This window comes from Thermodesulfovibrio sp. Kuro-1 (assembly GCF_006538445.1).
In the GTDB taxonomy this organism is placed as follows: domain Bacteria; phylum Nitrospirota; class Thermodesulfovibrionia; order Thermodesulfovibrionales; family Thermodesulfovibrionaceae; genus Thermodesulfovibrio; species Thermodesulfovibrio yellowstonii.
Genome location: NZ_BJKS01000002.1, coordinates 38,738 through 54,317, shown reverse-complemented (window position 1 = coordinate 54,317; position 15,580 = coordinate 38,738). Strand labels below are relative to the sequence as shown.

Genomic DNA, 15,580 nt, shown 5'->3' with positions numbered 1-15,580 from the left:
TAATTACTCCATAGAACTCAGTTTTTTCAATATATCAGGAAACTCTTTTTTAAAATCAGGGAAAACTCTTTTTAAAAATAGTTTGATTGCCTTGATTTCCAAATCAATCTCTTCTATTTTGTTTAACTTTTTATCAATTAAATCAATCTTTTCTGATATGATTTTTATTTCTTTATCAATCAGGGCAATCTGTTCTTTTAAAATCAATAAATCTTTCATTTTTTATTCCTCTTATTTATTTCTTCTCTGTGCTCTCATTTTTTTACGAAGTTTTCTATATTTGTGTTTTTTTATCTTTTTCTTTCTCCACTTAAGAACATTACCCACTCAGTTCACCTCCTCTTTTTAAGTTTATAGACTGTTCAAAAACTTGTAATTTATTGAAAATCAACAAATTACAAGTCCAGATTACGTTTTTATAGTTTCTATGAAAGCTTCCAGCCACAGTTCATTTACTGTAGAATTTGTGCCATCAAATGCAAGTGATACAACAGGTATATTATAATCTCTTTGAATAAATCTTAACAAAGCAGTGACAATAGCACCAGGCATACACCCAAAAGGCATTGCGTTTATTATTCCACTTACTCCTTTTTTTATCAAATCAACGCTTTTACCAATACTCAAAATAGTTTCTCCTTCAAAGCTATCAGGAACGTATGGTGAAGCAAATTTAAAAAGTTCCTTTATAGAGGGTTCATGCAAAAATTTAAGTGTTTCTTTAAAGTTTGATGAAAATTTTTTCTCAACCCTCCATTGAAAAAATTTATTAATAAGAATTTTTATAATAGCAGATTTATCCTTTTTTATCAAGGCTTTTCTTAAAGCCATTTTATTTACATAATGAATCCACTCTTCAATTGGTGTGAAATAGACCTCTGCTCCTAAGGATTCAAGTCTTTTTATCAGATTTTCATTTGAAAATGAATGAGAACGGACAAATATCTCTCCTACAATTCCTACAAGAGGTTTTTTATCTTTGTATTTGGGAATATTTTCAAAATCTTTTTTCATATTGTTCATCAGATTTTCAATATTTCCATTTCTGCTCTTTAAAGCATCGCAAATTTTTGTAAGATAGTATTCATATAGAGATTCTGTTTCACCTTTATTTTTTTCATAAGGTCTTGTCTGTAGCAAAATTTTTATAAGCAATCCGTAGGCAACAATGCCTTGCCATGCTCTGAGAGAAAATTCACTTCCAGCAATATTTAAATCTTTGTAAAACTGAGCATCCTGTTGGGGTGAATAAACTGGCACATTGTCAAACCCTAATTTTTTAAGCATTCTTCTATGGGAAACATTATACTGTCCAAATCTACAAGGACCTGCACCAGAAGGCATAAAAAAAGCTGTTTTTTCTGGGTTGAAATCTCTTGAAAAAACAAGTTTTAACATATCCCCTAAGGTTACAACATAAGGGAAACATTCTCCTCCACCTATATATTTTCTTGCAAGTTCAATGGATTCTTTATCAGAGGGAGGCATTACTTCTGCATCAATTCCACAGTAGTTAAAGGCTGCTTTTAAAGCAAAGGCATGATCAGACATTCTGGGGATATATATTGTTCTTTTTGATAAATCTTTATTGGAAGTTTTGATTGATAAAGGAATAAATATTTGCTCGGATCGTTTTTCTTCTCTACTTTTTACACTGTCAATAAAAGCCTCAAGTCTTGTAACTATTCCTGCATCAGCACTATGTTCATCAATTTCAAGAATTAAATAAGGTTTCTGAAGCATTTCTTCTTTGAAATAATTTATTATGAACGAGTCAGGTCCACAGGAAAAGTTGGTTATAAAAAGGGGATATACTTCATCTAATTTGTGAAGAAACTTTGAGGCTCTGATTATCCTCTGCCCTGAACGCCAGTATAAATTGTTCCATTCATCCTTTATGTTTACGCTATCAAGAGGTAACATATCCATAGGAATTGGAAGGACATCAAGGCGTGTAAGCTTTCCTGAAATATCAAGGCTAACTGCCTGATCAAAGGAGTTATATGACCTGCCAATAATAACAACAGTTGCTTGTTGCCCGAGTGATTTATCTTTTGCTGTTTCAAGAAGTTTTAAACCTTCCTTCTGAAGGGAATTTACAAATTCTTTTTGCTTTTCTCTTGCAATAGATATTTTTGCATCAATGTTTTTTATATTTATAATTCCCTTAAAAGTCCTAAAAAGTTCCTTCTTTAAGTAATCAAACCCTCTTGAGAAATCTATTCTCGGTATCAGGATTTTTGCTTCATTAAATAGCTTTCTGCTTACATATGGGATTGTTTGCACAAGTGGGCATGCAAGTCCTCTTTCATACTCATCATAAAGGTTAAGATTTATAAAACTCGGAACAAATATTAAATCAATTCCTTTTTCAACTAAATCTGCTATATGGCCATAGGCTACTTTAAGAGGAAAGCATGCTTCAGATAAAACCTTTTCAACGCCTTTATTAATAATTTTTTTGTTTGTTTTATCTGAAATCCTGACATTAAACCCTAATTCCCATAAAAGTGTGCTCCAGAAAGGAAGATGGTCATGAAAGAAAAAAATGTAAGGAATTCCTATTACAGGTGCTTTTCTATCTTTATATTGCTTTTCGTATTCTTTATGTGTTTTCCAAAGCAATTCTTCTCTAAGCTTCACAGGGTCTGGAAGTTTAGATAAGAAATCCTGTTTTTCATATTTTTCGCATCTTCCTCCATAAAAAAGATTTTTTTCCTCGCCTTCTAATTTAACTCTGTTTATTTCACAATAATTAGGACAGCCTTTGCATTCAAAAGAAGAAATGGTGTATTGTTTATTTCTAAGTGAAAAGCCTTTAAATTTACTTTTTTTCCCATTTTTCATAAAGTCTTTAGCAAGCAGAGCGACTCCAATTGCTCCCATAACTTCATGATTGATTGGAATAATTAACTCGCATTCTTTGTCAATTTTGGATTTTAAAAAGTTCTCAAAAGCTGCAATGACAGCTTTATTAAAAGCAACACCTCCCTGAAAAAATATTTTTTTACCAATCGGTTTTCCTGCAACAACTCTATTAATGTAATTTTCCACAATACTATAACAAAGACCTGCAACAATATCCTCTTTGCGTGCACCTTTATGAAGGTTTATAACCAGAGAGTTTTCCATAAAAACAGTGCATCTTTCTCCAAGTCTACAAGGAGTCTCAGAAGCAAAAGCAAGCCTTTGAAATTCTTCAAGGCTTACTCCAAGTTTGTCAGCCTGTTCTTCAATAAAAGAGCCCGTGCCTGCTGCGCAGGCTTTATTCATTTCAAAATCTACCACCTTGCCATCTTTTAAACGTATATATTTTGAATCCTGTCCACCAATTTCAAAAATTGTATCAATGCTGCTATCATAATGAACTGCACCATGAGCATGGGCTGTGATTTCGTTCTTAATAATATCTGCACCTACGAAATCTGCAATCATGTAACGGCCTGAACCTGTAACACCAGCACCCTTAATTTTGATTTTTGGAAATTCTTCATTTAGCTCATTGAATCCTCTTTTAACAGCATCAATTGGTCTTCCAGCTGTAGGAAGATATTTTTTTGCAATAAGTTTTCCATCTTCATCTATAAGAACAATGTTTGTGCTTACTGAACCAACGTCAATACCAAGATAAGCAGAGTCAGACTGAAGGCTTGAGGCTGAAGATTGACAGCTATCATTTTTTCCATTCTGAACTACCGCAGGGTGTGCCAAGAATCTCTCTTTTTTAAGAGGGGGCAATCCATATTCAATCTCTGCTTTTATGCTACTAAGTTTGTCTATAATTTTCTCATTTAGATAAACACTGCTATGCTGAGCCTTTATTGCTGCTCCTATTGCACCAGTTACTTCAAAATGCTCAGGTATCAATATTTCATCAATGTTCAAAATTTTTTTAAATGCCTTTACCATTCCTTTATTTGCTGCTACTCCACCTTGAAAAGCAACCACTTGCTCAACAGTTCTTCCTTTAAACATGGTTGCCTTAAAGTTTCTTGCAAGAGCAAAGCAAAGTCCTGCAATTATATCTTCCACAGGGGTTGCAATCTGCTGTAGATGAATCATGTCTGATTTGGCAAAAACACTACATCTTCCTGCAATTTTTGAAGGTTTGTCTGACTTTGTTGCAAGTTCGCTGAATTCTTCTATTATTAAACCAAGACGTTCTGCCTGCTGCTCAAGAAATGAGCCTGTGCCTGCTGCACATATGCTGTTTAAAGAAAAGTCCTTAATTCTTCCGCCTTTGTCAAGAAAAATAAGCTTTGAGTCTTCTCCGCCAATCTCAATAATTGTTCTTACCTGAGGATAAAAAAATGAAGTTGCTGTTGCCTGTGAAACAATTTCATTTACATAGGGAGCGCCAGCAGTCTTTGCAATAAATCTTCCTGATACGCCTGTAAAACATATTTTTAAGTTTTTATATTTTGAAACAATATCTTTCAAAATATGAGAGACTATCTCAGCAGGTTTTCCAAAATGCTTCAAATAGAGTTTTTCAATAATGTTACAATCCTTATTAACAACTGCTATCTTAGCTGTTTCGCTTCCTACATCAATTCCAAGAAAAAAATCAGAATCCATACTCATGCCATCTTTTTGTGACAAGTTGTTTTATTTCTTCTGTTTGAGTAATTTCTTCGGGCCAGTCTCTCATCATGCCTTCTTCACGAGTTTTTCTTGTTGCATCAATTCCCATCTTGCCACCAAATCTTGGAAAGCTTGCAGAATGGTCAAGTTCATCAACAGGACCTTCAGAGATAATTATATCCCTTCGCCAATCAACATTATTTAGCACCTTCCATGCAGTTGTTGATAAATCCTGAACATCTACATCATCATCAACAACAATTATAAGCTTTGAAAACATCATCTGTCCCATGCCCCAGAGTCCATGAATGATTTTTTTACCATGTCCAGGATATTGCTTTTTTATAGAAATTATAGCTGCATTGTGGAATACTCCTTCCATTGGAAGATTCATATCTCTAATTTCTGGAAACTGCATTTTAAGCAAAGGTAAAAAAATTCTTTCTGTTGCCTTACCCATGTAACAGTCTTCCATAGGAGGCTTACCAACAACTGTTGCAGGATATATGGGATTTTTTCTGTGAGTAATACAAGTTATGTGAAAAACAGGAAATTTATCAACAGGTGAATAAAAACCTGTATGGTCACCAAAAGGACCTTCATCCCTTAATTCATTAGGGTCAACATAGCCTTCAAGAACAAATTCTGCATTTGCAGGCACTTCTATATCACAGGTTACGCACTTAACCATTTCTACAGGACTTTTTCTTAAAAATCCTGCAAAAACCATCTCATCTACACCATAGGGAAGGGGTGCGGTGGAAGAATAAATAACCGCTGGGTCAGAACCGATTGCCACTGCTACAGGCATTCTTTTACCGAGTTCTTTGTATTTTCTGTAGTGTGTTGCACCGTCTTTATGGATATGCCAGTGCATGCCTGTGGTTTTTGCATCATAGACATGCATTCTATACATTCCACAGTTTTGCTTGCCTGTGTCAGGATCACGGGTAAAAACCATTGGCAATGTGATAAATCTTCCTCCATCAAGGGGCCAGGTTTTCAATATAGGAAGCTTATCCAGATTCGGCTCGTAGTTAACCACTTCCTGACAGGGAGCATTTTTAACCCTTTTTGGTAAATACTTACTTATCTCAAGAAGGTCAAAGGCTGTTTTTATTTTTTCTTTAAAGGTTTTTGGCGGAGTTTGGTTAAGAAGCTTTTCTACTCTTTTTCCAACATCATCAAGGCTTTCCACTTCAAGGGAAAGGCACATTCTTTCAAAAGAGCCGAAAATGTTTGTCACGACAGGGATGTTTGAGCCTTTTACTTTCTCAAAAAAAAGGGCTTTTCCACCATGTGGTGATTTACACATTCTATCAGTGATCTCCGCAATTTCAAGAACAGGGTCAACCTCAACTTTAACTCTATGAAGAAGCCCTTTTGTACCAAGAACCTCTATAAAATCTCTCAAATCCTTATAAGCCATATTAAATTATTATCCATGCTAATCCAGTATTATGTCAATTTTAAGGTTGGTTGGTTTAGAGATGTTGTGGAATATGTATAAAAAATTAAGAAGGGAGAAATTATCATCCTCTGATTTAGGAATATCTTAACTGTTGACAATTAAAGGATTTTTTCTACATACTTTATAAGTTTAATTTTTTACGAAGGAGGTTATTATGCCTGAAGGCTTTAAATCAAAACTAAAAAGAACATCAGGTCTTTATAAAAAATTTCTTATTATATTCAACCTATCTATTATTCTTTCCACCATTATTCTTCTTGCAGGACTTGTCATAACAGGATATGAAATTTATGGAGAAGAATTTATTATGAAAAAGATGGGAGTTCTAAATAGTCTTTTGAAATTTGCTCCTGTCCTCGGTATATTTGCTATAGCATTAATAGGAATATCAACAGCTAATGTTTTTTGGTTTAAAAAACAGATTGTATCTCCTCTCGCAGAAATTGAAGAGGCTATGGAAACTATAAGAAAAGGAAATTTTGAAAAAAGAATAAAATTAAAGACAGGTGATGAGTTTCAAAAAATTGCAGATACTTTTAATCAAATGATGGACAAACTTTCCACGCTTATCCAGACAGAAGAAGAAAAGAAAGAAATGCAGAATAACATCATAAAATTTTTACAGATAATGACTCAGGCATCTGAAGGAGACCTTACTCAGAGAGCAGAAGTTACTCCAGATGTTTTTGGTTCATTGGCAGATGCATTTAATCTTATGACAGATGGATTGAGCGAACTTATTAAAGAAGTTAAAAATTCAGCAGAAGATGTTGGTCAAAAAAGTAACATTCTCAATGATATAATCCAAAAACTACAAACAGGAGCAGAAATCCAGAAACAGGAAATTGAGAAAATAGCATCACTTGTTGAAGAAGCTGCAGAAATTGCTTACCAGACAAAAGAAAAGACAACAGTTGCTACAGATGTTTCAAAAGAAGCTATGAATGCAATTATTAAGGGTAACGAAATTGTTACAGAAACAATTAATAGTATGCAGTTAATCAGAACAGCTGTTCAGGGAATAAACAGAAGGATGAAACTTCTTTCAGAAAAATTAATGGAGATAGGAACAATATCAACAATAATCAGTGACATAGCAAATAGGACAAATCTCCTTGCCTTGAATGCGTCAATTGAAGCAGCAAGAGCAGGAGAAGAGGGGAAAGGATTTGTTGTTATTGCTGAAGAAATAAGGACACTTTCTGAAAAAACAGCTAAATCATCTAAAAATATCGCAGATATTATCACAGCAATTCAGGAAGAAGCAACAGCTGTTACAAAAAATCTTGAGGAGGAAACTAATTATGTTGAGACAGGAACTACAATGGTAAGCCAGACTACATCAGTATTTGAAAAAATTGACTCAATCATAAAAAATATCGGACAAATTATAGGTGAAATTAATGAATCAACATTGAAACAGAAAGAAATAACAGATAGTCAGGTAAATTCAGCTCAAACAGTTAAGGAAGTAACTGAAAATATATATGGAATAACTACTGAACTTACAGATGTATCTAATTCTTTGGCAGATACTTCAAAAGAGCTTGTTAATGTAGCAGAAAAATTTAAAGTTTGATAAAGAAGTCAGAATATTATACGAATACTTTATTATAAAAGTTTTAATCTGTCAAGAATTTCTTCTTCTATAGTCTTTTCATCAAAGGGCTTAACAATATATCCATCTGCACCTAACTCAAAAGCCTTTTCTTCATGCTTTTTGGTTCCTCTTGAGGTAAGAACAATAATCGGCAAATTTTTAAATCTCGCATCTTTTCTTAATCTACTGATAAGTTCATAGCCGTGCATAACAGGCATTTCAAGGTCAGTTACCACCATGTCAACCTTGTTTCTTTCAAGTAAATTTAGTGCTTCAACACCATCTTTTGCAGTGTATACCCTTAATTTTTTTGCTTCAAGAACACTTTGAAGAGTTTTTCTTACGCTTATAGAGTCATCTACAACCAGAACAGACCCTGAGTATATGAAAGATTCTGTAATTTTATCAGATAAGCCTGTAAATATAAATTCTTCTTCAAATAGTTTCAATGGGTCAATGACATATCTTGGACTACCTTTGCCAGATATAAAATAGCCAAGATACTGTGTTAACCCTTCAAGAAATTTGCCAAAATTGTGAACTGTTGCTTCCTCATGTCCTAAAATCTCATCAACAATAAGTCCTTTTCTTATTCCTGAAAAATTAAAAACAATTATATAACCCTTCTGAAGTGTTTTGCCATTTAAAGAGAAAAAAATTTCTGAAAATATCTTAACAGGGATAATTCTGTTTTTATGATTAATGCTTCTTTCTTCAAGTGCATGGGGAAAATCTTCCAGTGTTAAAATTTCTTCAATATAATTAATAGGTATTGCAAAATCCAGATTATGAGAACTAAAAATCAGAAGATTGCTAATAGTTAATGATTGCGGAATTTTTATTATGAATGTGGTTTCTTTATCTAATTCTGAAAAAACTTCTATTGTGCCTTTAAGTTTTGAAATAGCTGTTTTAACAATATTAAGCCCCATTCCTCTTCCACTTTGGAAATCTATCTCATCTGAAGTTGAAAACCCAGGGACAAATATGTAAGAAAGAATTTCCTCCTCGGAAATAAAAGATGTATATTCTGAAGAAATCAATCCTTTCTGCACAGCTATTTCTTTTACTTTATCAATATCTATTCCTCTACCATCATCTTTGATAGCAATGACTATATATTTCCCTTCTTTTTTTACATCAATTTTTATATGACCTGTTTGTTCTTTGCCTTTTTTTATTCTTTCTTCAAAAGATTCAATCCCGTGCTGGATAGCATTACGAAGAATATGAATAATTGGCTCATATAGTGAGTCAAAAACAGGTTTATCAATTTTTATTTCTGCTCCTTTAATATCTATTTCAACAGTTTTTCCTATGTCTTTTGCGTTTTCCTTAATGGCTTCAGAAAGTCTGTGTAAAAGTTTTCCGATAGGTATCATTCTTATCTCAATTAAACTGTCTTTTAAATAATTGATTTCTCTGCCCAAAGATTTAAAGTGAGATGAGAGGTTTTCAGAAAAAATAAACAAAGAATTTATACCCTCTGTTATATCATTTGTTATTTCCTGAATTTTTCTTAAAAAGATGTGGTATTCATCATATCTGTCAAACTCAAGGTCACTAAAGTCAACAAAAAAACTATCTATTACTTTCTGTCCTCTTTCATATGTGCTTAACCAGTACATATCTGAAAAGTCCGTTATTTCTTTTAAAAGCTTTTTTCCGCTATTTGATATTTCTTCAACAATGTGGAATAGTTCTTTTTCTTTATCGGTTATGGTATTTTTCTGAACAAGAACCTCGCTCAAGGAAGCAAATATATTTTCAATAACTTTTAGCTCAACTCTTACATTATCAGTTACTGGGAGGGCATCAAAAATTACAGATTTTTGTTGCACTGCAGGAATCTCTTTTTTATTTAAAATATTATCAATTAATTCTATAACTTCCTTTTCAATTTCGCTTTTTTCTTCTCCTGCTTCATGAACTTCATTTACAAGAGCAACGATTAGATTAATAACGTTTCTAATATGATAAATAAGGGAATTATCATAATTTATTTCTCCATTCAATAAAGCTTCAAAGAGATCTTCAAGTTTATGAGACAACATTGTAATCTTATTGAACTTAACTATAGATGCAGAACCTTTTAAAGTATGAGTTGCTCTAAAAAGACTTTCTATGGTGCTTTTGTTATATCCTTTGGTTTCAAGTTCTTCTGTCCCTTCAACTAATACATTCAAACAGTCATCAGCTTCCAGAAGAAAATATTTTATCAGCTCAGATTTATTTATCATCCCTCTTTTCTGCAGGTTTTTGAGAACTGACTTTCAGTTGTTCAAATAATTTTTCAGGATCAATAAAATCCTCCACAACTATATCTGATTCAAAATTAACAAAAAATGGAGTAATATCTGATAAAATTCCTATTTTTTCTCCTTTTACATCAATAACCAGCAATTTATTATCAGAGTAGTTTAATCTTTCAATATTATAAACTTTGGCGAGGTCTACTGCGGGAATGATTTTACCTCTAACAGGCAATGCACCGACAATATAATCAGGTGCCCCCGGAATAGGGAAGATTCGGGTAACATCCAAAACTTGCATAACACTTTCTTTTGGTATTAGAAACTCTCTTTCTCCTATACCAAAAACACAGTAAGATTTTTCTGTTTCTTTTATTTCTTCAGACATTTTTTTATAGCTACCAAAAGGTCAATTGGTTCAAAAGGTTTTGTAATATATTCATCTGCACCCTGCATCTTACCCCAGAATTTATCAGCTTCTTCCTTTTTAGAAGTTACAAGAATTACAGGAATATTTTTAGTTTTATCATTCTTTTTTATTTCCCTGCAAATCTGAAATCCGTTTTTCTTAGGCATAACCACATCTAAAATTATTAAATCAAAATTTTCATTTTTAAGCAGGTTTTCTGTTTCTTCTCCATCCTTTGCAAAAATAATGTTATATTCTCCTTCTTTAAGGATGGACTCAATATATTTTGCATCTACTGTAGAATCTTCAGCAACAAGAACTTTATACATTTTAATTTCCTCTTAAATTTGTATTATATCATTTTAATGTTTCTTTAAAAAGCTCTGAAGGAGTATAGCGTTCTTTATTCAACAACCATTCCTCAGTAAAATCTTTCTTTTCAAAAATAAAGTTTTCAATTTGAGATTTTTTCAAAGCCGTTATTGCTTCAATAGTAATATTTTTAATTTGTTCCTGAGAAAGTTCATTCAGTAGTTTAAAACCGAATTTCTGTTTCTGAAAGTTTGATATCCCATAAATGACCTGTCCGTATATAAATAAAAATTCATAGATTTCCCCTTTTCCATAAACAGTCAAAATACCACTTAATCCATTAGAATTTATTAGTGAAAAAATTTCAGGAAGTTTAAAAAAATTTAAATTTCCTGAGAGAATTAAAGAAGAATCTTTTATCAATCCATATTTTTTGAATATTCCTTCAATAGAACCATCAAAGAGGGTTATAATTTTTTCATAAAAACTACTAAATTTATCCTCTATTAATTTCTCTAAACTACTCAAAGCATAAGCTGGACTGTCTTCCATTTTTTGAATTTCTTCTTTAGCTTGAATTTCCTCAACTTCAGGTTGGACAGTTTTTTCTTCAAATAAAAATTCTTCAGTAGATTTGATTTCTTCTATTTCAGGTATTTCTTCTATTTTTTCAGAGATTTCTAATTCAGGCTCCTTTAATATTTCCATGTTTTCTTTCATTTCTACAAAGTCAATTTCCTTTGCTAAATCTTGAGATTCTTCTAATAGAATTTCATCAAGAGTCTCTTTTTCTTCTGGAAATTGTAAGGGTTCTTTTTGTTCAAGAGATAATATTTCTTCAACTTCAGGAATTTCTAAAGAAGGTTGCATTTCTTCTACTTCTTTTATCTCTATTTCAGATACAGGCTCTGAAATGTCAACAATAGGCTCAGGAACTTTGCTTAACGTTGTTCTAACTTTCTCTATAAGGTCCTCTGATTTGAAGGGCTTTATGAAATAGTCTAAAACTTGATATTTTTCAATAAATGTTTGTCCTACTGTCTCACCCTTTCCAGTAATTAAGATAATAGGAATATCTTTAAGAGTTTCATTATCTTTTATTAGTTTGCAAAATTGAGAGCCTGTCATTTTAGGCATTATAAAGTCTACTAAAATCAGGTCAGGTTTTACTGTTTCCGCAATTTTCAGCCCCTCTTCTCCATCAGCTGCTGTGTAAACCTCATATTCTGCTTCTTGTAAAGAAACTTCCGCAAGCTTTCTTACAAGAGGGCTATCATCTACTACTAAAATTTTTTCTTTTGCCATGTTTAACCCCTTATTCAAGAAGTTTTCTCATTGTAATACGCATTCTTTCAACTGCTTTTGCTAAGATAGCAATTTCTCCTCGTGCATCTTTAATTTCTACTTTCTGAGATGTCTTACCCATTGATATCTCATCTGTGATTTTTGTAAGTGTTACTATCGGATTTATTACATATTTATTCATGCCATATCCAATCAAAAGAGCAATGACTATAAGCATTATAATATAAACTGAAATATTTATACCAAGAATTGTAAAAACCTTCATTGGAGTGAGAATTCTCTCTTTGACAATATATATAAAACCTATTGTTTTACCAGAGAAATCTTTAAAGGGGCTATAAACAATAATATAATCTTTACCTGATTGAGAAACCTTTTCAGTATAATATTTCTCTTTTGATTGAGAAGCCTTTTTTAAAGTAGATTCAGAAATAAACAGTTTTGGGTCCTGTGCAGTAAAATAAAGAGAAACCCATTCTCCAAAGTTATATTTAACGTCTTTTAAACCTGGCCAGCCAGAAAGTAATTCTTTATAAACAGCTACTCCAATTTCAGCATTTATTGCTTTTTTAATCTGCTCAATCTCAGTTTTTAATCCTCCTCCAAAATCAACACTTCCGACATAGTTACCTTTGTAGAAAACAGGTTCTACACCTCTTAATCCAACTCCTCCCAAACCGATCTCAACCCCTCTTACACCTTTTCGGGTTGTTTCTACCTGCACAACGGTTTTACGGTCTTTTGAAATATTATCACCAAAGTGTTCCAGATCATGAAGCCTGAGAAGAGAAACTGCTGGGGGTATATGGAAATGAAATTGAGCAAGACCAAAATTTTCCTTTAAATAATTAAAACTGGGTAGAAATTTATCTATTAAACGATTTCTATCTTTTTTATTAATGGCTTCTTGAATATCAGGAATATGCGTAACCAGAGCAGCCATTTGTTGATAATGTATTGTAGATGTCTCAAGAAAAACCTGCACTGTATTAACTGATGCTTCAATGTTTCGTTGTTCTTCCTCCTTTAAAAGGCTTACCTGCATAATATAATTAAAAACAACCAGTAGACTCATACCAACAATTAGAGTTGCTAATAGAGGCAAAGCTATTCCTGTTCTTAATCCAAATTCTATTTTCATTTATAGCCCTCCGATAAATTTATTTACCTCATTTAAAAATTCTTTTCTTGATATAGGGTCTTCTATCTCTTCTTTTAACAAATTGACCAAATTTAACAAATCATTCTTAGATGGCGGGTTAGCAGGAATCCATTTTTCAGCAATATATTTTTCTGTAATTTTACTTCCTATCGGTCCAATCTGTCTGATTAATGCTGTTTTTATTACATCTTTTATTTTTTGAAAATCTGAGGAATGAAAAGACATAGGGTCTTCAGAATTGATAAACTTGTTCATATTTCTCAAAGTGGTTATTATATCTTCGGTTGAAGGGATATCATTGCTTGTTATATCAACTGAAATCTGAGGAATGAAATTGTATGAAACAGGTTCTCTTGAGATTATTTCATTTAAACATTGCATACCTTTTTTAAATCCAAATGAAAGATAATAGATTTGTCCAGTTTTAAAATAAAACTTGAAAAGATTTTTTTCTGAAGCAAAAATTATTGTTAAAAGCCCTGTGCTTTTGCTTTCATATAAATTTTCAATAATATCTGCAAGATTTTTTTTCATAAAATCATTGGAAAAGTTCTAAAAAATCTTTAACATTACTCTTAACATCTCCTACTAAAATTCCTGAGGCTATAGCCACGTATTTGCAACCCATCGCTTTTAAATCCTTTAAATGCTGTTTTTTAATGCCTCCTATTGCGACAACAGGAACTTTTATTTTTTTACAAATCAAAGATAGCATATCATATCCTTTTGGTTCAAGAGCATCTTTTTTCGTTGTAGTATAAAAAATTGGTCCATACCCAATATAGTGAGCTCCTTTTTTTTGAGCATCAAGAGCTTCTTCAAGATTATGGGTTGATATGCCTATAATGCCTGAAAAAAATTTTTTTGCAACTTCAATTGGAAGGTCATTCTGTCCCAAATGGATACCATCAGCTTTTATAGCAATTGCTATGTCTAAGTAGTCATTGATAGTTAAAAGAGCGTTGTAGTGCTTTGTTATCTCTTTTACCCAAAATGCGTATTTTAAAATCTCTTTTCTTGGTAATTCCTTTTCTCTATATTGAATCCATTTGATTCCCGCTTTTAGTGCTATTTCTAATTTTTCTGGAATTTCTTTTGATGAAACAATAAGACATATTGATGGAAGTTCAGGATTTATCATTGTTGTTCATAGTCTGAACAAAGTCTGTAAAGAACTTTCCTTTGATGAAATCTGGATGTTCAAGCAATTTCAAAAATAAAGGTATGTTTGTTTGTATTCCTTTTATCACTGTTTCTTGAAGAGCTCTTTTCATTCTGTTTATTGCTTCCTGTCTGTTTGTGCCTTTAGCGATTATTTTGGCTACAAGAGAATCATAATACGGAGAAACCTTGCATCCCTGATAGAGATAACTATCTACTCTTATCCCTGGTCCACCAGGTAAATATAAAAACTCTACTATGCCAGGAGAAGGAATAAATTTTTCAGGGTCTTCTGCATTGATTCTGCATTCAATAGCATGTCCACGAAATTTAATCTGAGGTTGTTTAAAAGATAAAGGATATCCCTTTGCGAGTTTAATCTGCTCTTTAATAATATCAATATCTGTAATTTCCTCTGTTACAGGATGTTCTACCTGTACTCTGGTATTTATTTCAATAAAATAGGGATTTAATTCGTCATCAACAATAAATTCAAATGTGCCTATATTTCTAAATTTTAAAGCTTTTGCAGCTTTTACAGCATACTCTCCAATTTTTTTTCTCAATTTTTCATTTAAAACTGGTGATGGTGCTTCTTCAATTAATTTTTGATGTCTTCTCTGAATTGTGCAGTCTCTCTCTCCAAGATGAATTATGTTTCCCTGTTTATCAGCAAGTATTTGAACTTCTATGTGCCTTACTTTAGGAAAATATTTTTCAATATAGAGTTCTCCATTGCCGAACGCAGCAAGAGCCTCTCTTTGAGCCATAAAAAATGCTTGTTCAATATCTTTTTCCTCATTTACTATTCTCATTCCTCTTCCACCACCACCTGCAGAAGCCTTAAATATTATGGGAAGTCCTATTTTTTTAACAATTTTGATACAAGCTTCGTCTGTATTTACAGGACCGTCACTTCCAGGAACTACAGGGATACCCTTTCTCTTTAGAATTTGTCTTGCCTTTGCCTTGTCTCCTCCTATTTTTATATTTTCAGGAGCAGGACCGATAAATACAATTCCAGAGTTTACACAAGCTTCTGCAAATTGAGCATTTTCAGATAAAAAACCATATCCTGGATGAATTGCTTCTGCATCAGTTACATCTGCTGCAGAAAGTATGGCTGTAATATTCAAATAGCTTTGCCCAGGATTTGCAGGACCTATACATATTGCTTCATCTGCAAGCTTTACATGAAGGGCATCTCTGTCAGCTTCGGAATACACTGCCACTGTCTTTATACCAAGTTCTCTACAGGCACGTATAATTCTTACAGCTATTTCTCCACGATTTGCAATAAGAATTTTTTTGAATAACTCCATTA

13 protein-coding genes are annotated in these 15,580 nt (G+C 32.5%); 1 reads left to right on the top strand and 12 read right to left on the bottom strand.

Annotated features, from left to right (window positions below; genetic code table 11):
* Positions 1 to 3 precede the first annotated feature (3 nt).
* From FLY87_RS02465 to FLY87_RS02450, 4 genes are all read right to left on the bottom strand, one after another.
* The gene (locus tag FLY87_RS02465) at positions 4 to 219 is read right to left on the bottom strand and encodes a hypothetical protein (RefSeq protein WP_012546486.1); all 216 of its coding nucleotides are present in this window, start codon (positions 217 to 219) and stop codon (positions 4 to 6) included.
* A gap of 12 nt (positions 220 to 231) precedes the next feature.
* The gene (locus FLY87_RS02460) at positions 232 to 327 is read right to left on the bottom strand and encodes a 30S ribosomal protein bS22 (protein ID WP_084205599.1); all 96 of its coding nucleotides are present in this window, start codon (positions 325 to 327) and stop codon (positions 232 to 234) included.
* A gap of 81 nt (positions 328 to 408) precedes the next feature.
* Entirely contained in the window at positions 409 to 4,578 is a 4,170-nt protein-coding gene (locus FLY87_RS02455; protein WP_181405965.1) for an acyl-CoA dehydratase activase, read from the bottom strand.
* Complete coding sequence (locus FLY87_RS02450; RefSeq protein WP_012545977.1) at positions 4,568 to 6,013, bottom strand: menaquinone biosynthesis decarboxylase; 1,446 nt, start codon at positions 6,011 to 6,013, stop codon at positions 4,568 to 4,570. The genes FLY87_RS02455 and FLY87_RS02450 overlap by 11 nt, the downstream gene beginning before the upstream one ends.
* Before the next feature lie 196 nt (positions 6,014 to 6,209).
* Between FLY87_RS02450 and FLY87_RS02445 the strand changes: the two genes are divergently transcribed.
* The gene (locus FLY87_RS02445; RefSeq protein WP_012546839.1) at positions 6,210 to 7,634 is read left to right on the top strand and encodes a methyl-accepting chemotaxis protein; all 1,425 of its coding nucleotides are present in this window, start codon (positions 6,210 to 6,212) and stop codon (positions 7,632 to 7,634) included.
* A gap of 32 nt (positions 7,635 to 7,666) precedes the next feature.
* Here the strand turns inward: FLY87_RS02445 and FLY87_RS02440 are convergent, their stop codons facing one another.
* Genes FLY87_RS02440 through accC form a run of 8 tightly spaced genes read right to left on the bottom strand, consistent with a single transcriptional unit; the run spans position 7,667 to position 15,578 of the window.
* On the bottom strand, positions 7,667 to 9,895 hold the full coding sequence (locus tag FLY87_RS02440) for a response regulator (protein ID WP_141266230.1): 2,229 nt from the start codon (positions 9,893 to 9,895) through the stop codon (positions 7,667 to 7,669).
* Positions 9,885 to 10,295, bottom strand: a complete 411-nt coding sequence (locus FLY87_RS02435) for a chemotaxis protein CheW (protein ID WP_012546568.1) — start codon at positions 10,293 to 10,295, stop codon at positions 9,885 to 9,887. The genes FLY87_RS02440 and FLY87_RS02435 overlap by 11 nt, the downstream gene beginning before the upstream one ends.
* Positions 10,280 to 10,645, bottom strand: a complete 366-nt coding sequence (locus FLY87_RS02430) for a PleD family two-component system response regulator (RefSeq protein ID WP_012545359.1) — start codon at positions 10,643 to 10,645, stop codon at positions 10,280 to 10,282. The genes FLY87_RS02435 and FLY87_RS02430 overlap by 16 nt, the downstream gene beginning before the upstream one ends.
* Before the next feature lie 28 nt (positions 10,646 to 10,673).
* Positions 10,674 to 11,933 (bottom strand): response regulator, encoded by a 1,260-nt coding sequence (locus FLY87_RS02425; RefSeq protein WP_012545878.1) that lies wholly within the window; start codon positions 11,931 to 11,933, stop codon positions 10,674 to 10,676.
* A 10-nt stretch (positions 11,934 to 11,943) separates the two neighbouring features.
* Complete coding sequence (locus tag FLY87_RS02420; RefSeq protein WP_012544979.1) at positions 11,944 to 13,074, bottom strand: cache domain-containing protein; 1,131 nt, start codon at positions 13,072 to 13,074, stop codon at positions 11,944 to 11,946.
* Complete coding sequence (locus FLY87_RS02415; protein WP_141266229.1) at positions 13,075 to 13,629, bottom strand: DUF4388 domain-containing protein; 555 nt, start codon at positions 13,627 to 13,629, stop codon at positions 13,075 to 13,077.
* Positions 13,630 to 13,633: 4 nt separating this feature from the next.
* Positions 13,634 to 14,236, bottom strand: coding sequence for a thiamine phosphate synthase (gene thiE, locus FLY87_RS02410; protein WP_141266228.1), 603 nt, complete (start codon positions 14,234 to 14,236; stop codon positions 13,634 to 13,636).
* Positions 14,223 to 15,578, bottom strand: a complete 1,356-nt coding sequence (gene accC / locus FLY87_RS02405; RefSeq protein WP_141266227.1) for an acetyl-CoA carboxylase biotin carboxylase subunit — start codon at positions 15,576 to 15,578, stop codon at positions 14,223 to 14,225. Before accC ends, thiE begins: the two co-directional genes overlap by 14 nt.
* Positions 15,579 to 15,580: the final 2 nt, after the last annotated feature.

What these genes read in the sequence shown, in the direction of transcription:
- FLY87_RS02445 (WP_012546839.1), top strand. Translation starts at nt 6,210, where the DNA reads ATGCCTGAAGGCTTTAAATCAAAACTAAAAAGAACATCAGGTCTTTAT.
- thiE (WP_141266228.1), bottom strand. Translation starts at nt 14,236, where the DNA reads ATGATAAATCCTGAACTTCCATCAATATGTCTTATTGTTTCATCAAAA.
- FLY87_RS02465 (WP_012546486.1), bottom strand. Translation starts at nt 219, where the DNA reads ATGAAAGATTTATTGATTTTAAAAGAACAGATTGCCCTGATTGATAAA.
- FLY87_RS02455 (WP_181405965.1), bottom strand. Translation starts at nt 4,578, where the DNA reads ATGGATTCTGATTTTTTTCTTGGAATTGATGTAGGAAGCGAAACAGCT.
- FLY87_RS02430 (WP_012545359.1), bottom strand. Translation starts at nt 10,645, where the DNA reads ATGTATAAAGTTCTTGTTGCTGAAGATTCTACAGTAGATGCAAAATAT.
- FLY87_RS02440 (WP_141266230.1), bottom strand. Translation starts at nt 9,895, where the DNA reads ATGATAAATAAATCTGAGCTGATAAAATATTTTCTTCTGGAAGCTGAT.
- FLY87_RS02415 (WP_141266229.1), bottom strand. Translation starts at nt 13,629, where the DNA reads ATGAAAAAAAATCTTGCAGATATTATTGAAAATTTATATGAAAGCAAA.
- accC (WP_141266227.1), bottom strand. Translation starts at nt 15,578, where the DNA reads ATGGAGTTATTCAAAAAAATTCTTATTGCAAATCGTGGAGAAATAGCT.
- FLY87_RS02435 (WP_012546568.1), bottom strand. Translation starts at nt 10,295, where the DNA reads ATGTCTGAAGAAATAAAAGAAACAGAAAAATCTTACTGTGTTTTTGGT.
- FLY87_RS02425 (WP_012545878.1), bottom strand. Translation starts at nt 11,933, where the DNA reads ATGGCAAAAGAAAAAATTTTAGTAGTAGATGATAGCCCTCTTGTAAGA.
- FLY87_RS02450 (WP_012545977.1), bottom strand. Translation starts at nt 6,013, where the DNA reads ATGGCTTATAAGGATTTGAGAGATTTTATAGAGGTTCTTGGTACAAAA.
- FLY87_RS02420 (WP_012544979.1), bottom strand. Translation starts at nt 13,074, where the DNA reads ATGAAAATAGAATTTGGATTAAGAACAGGAATAGCTTTGCCTCTATTA.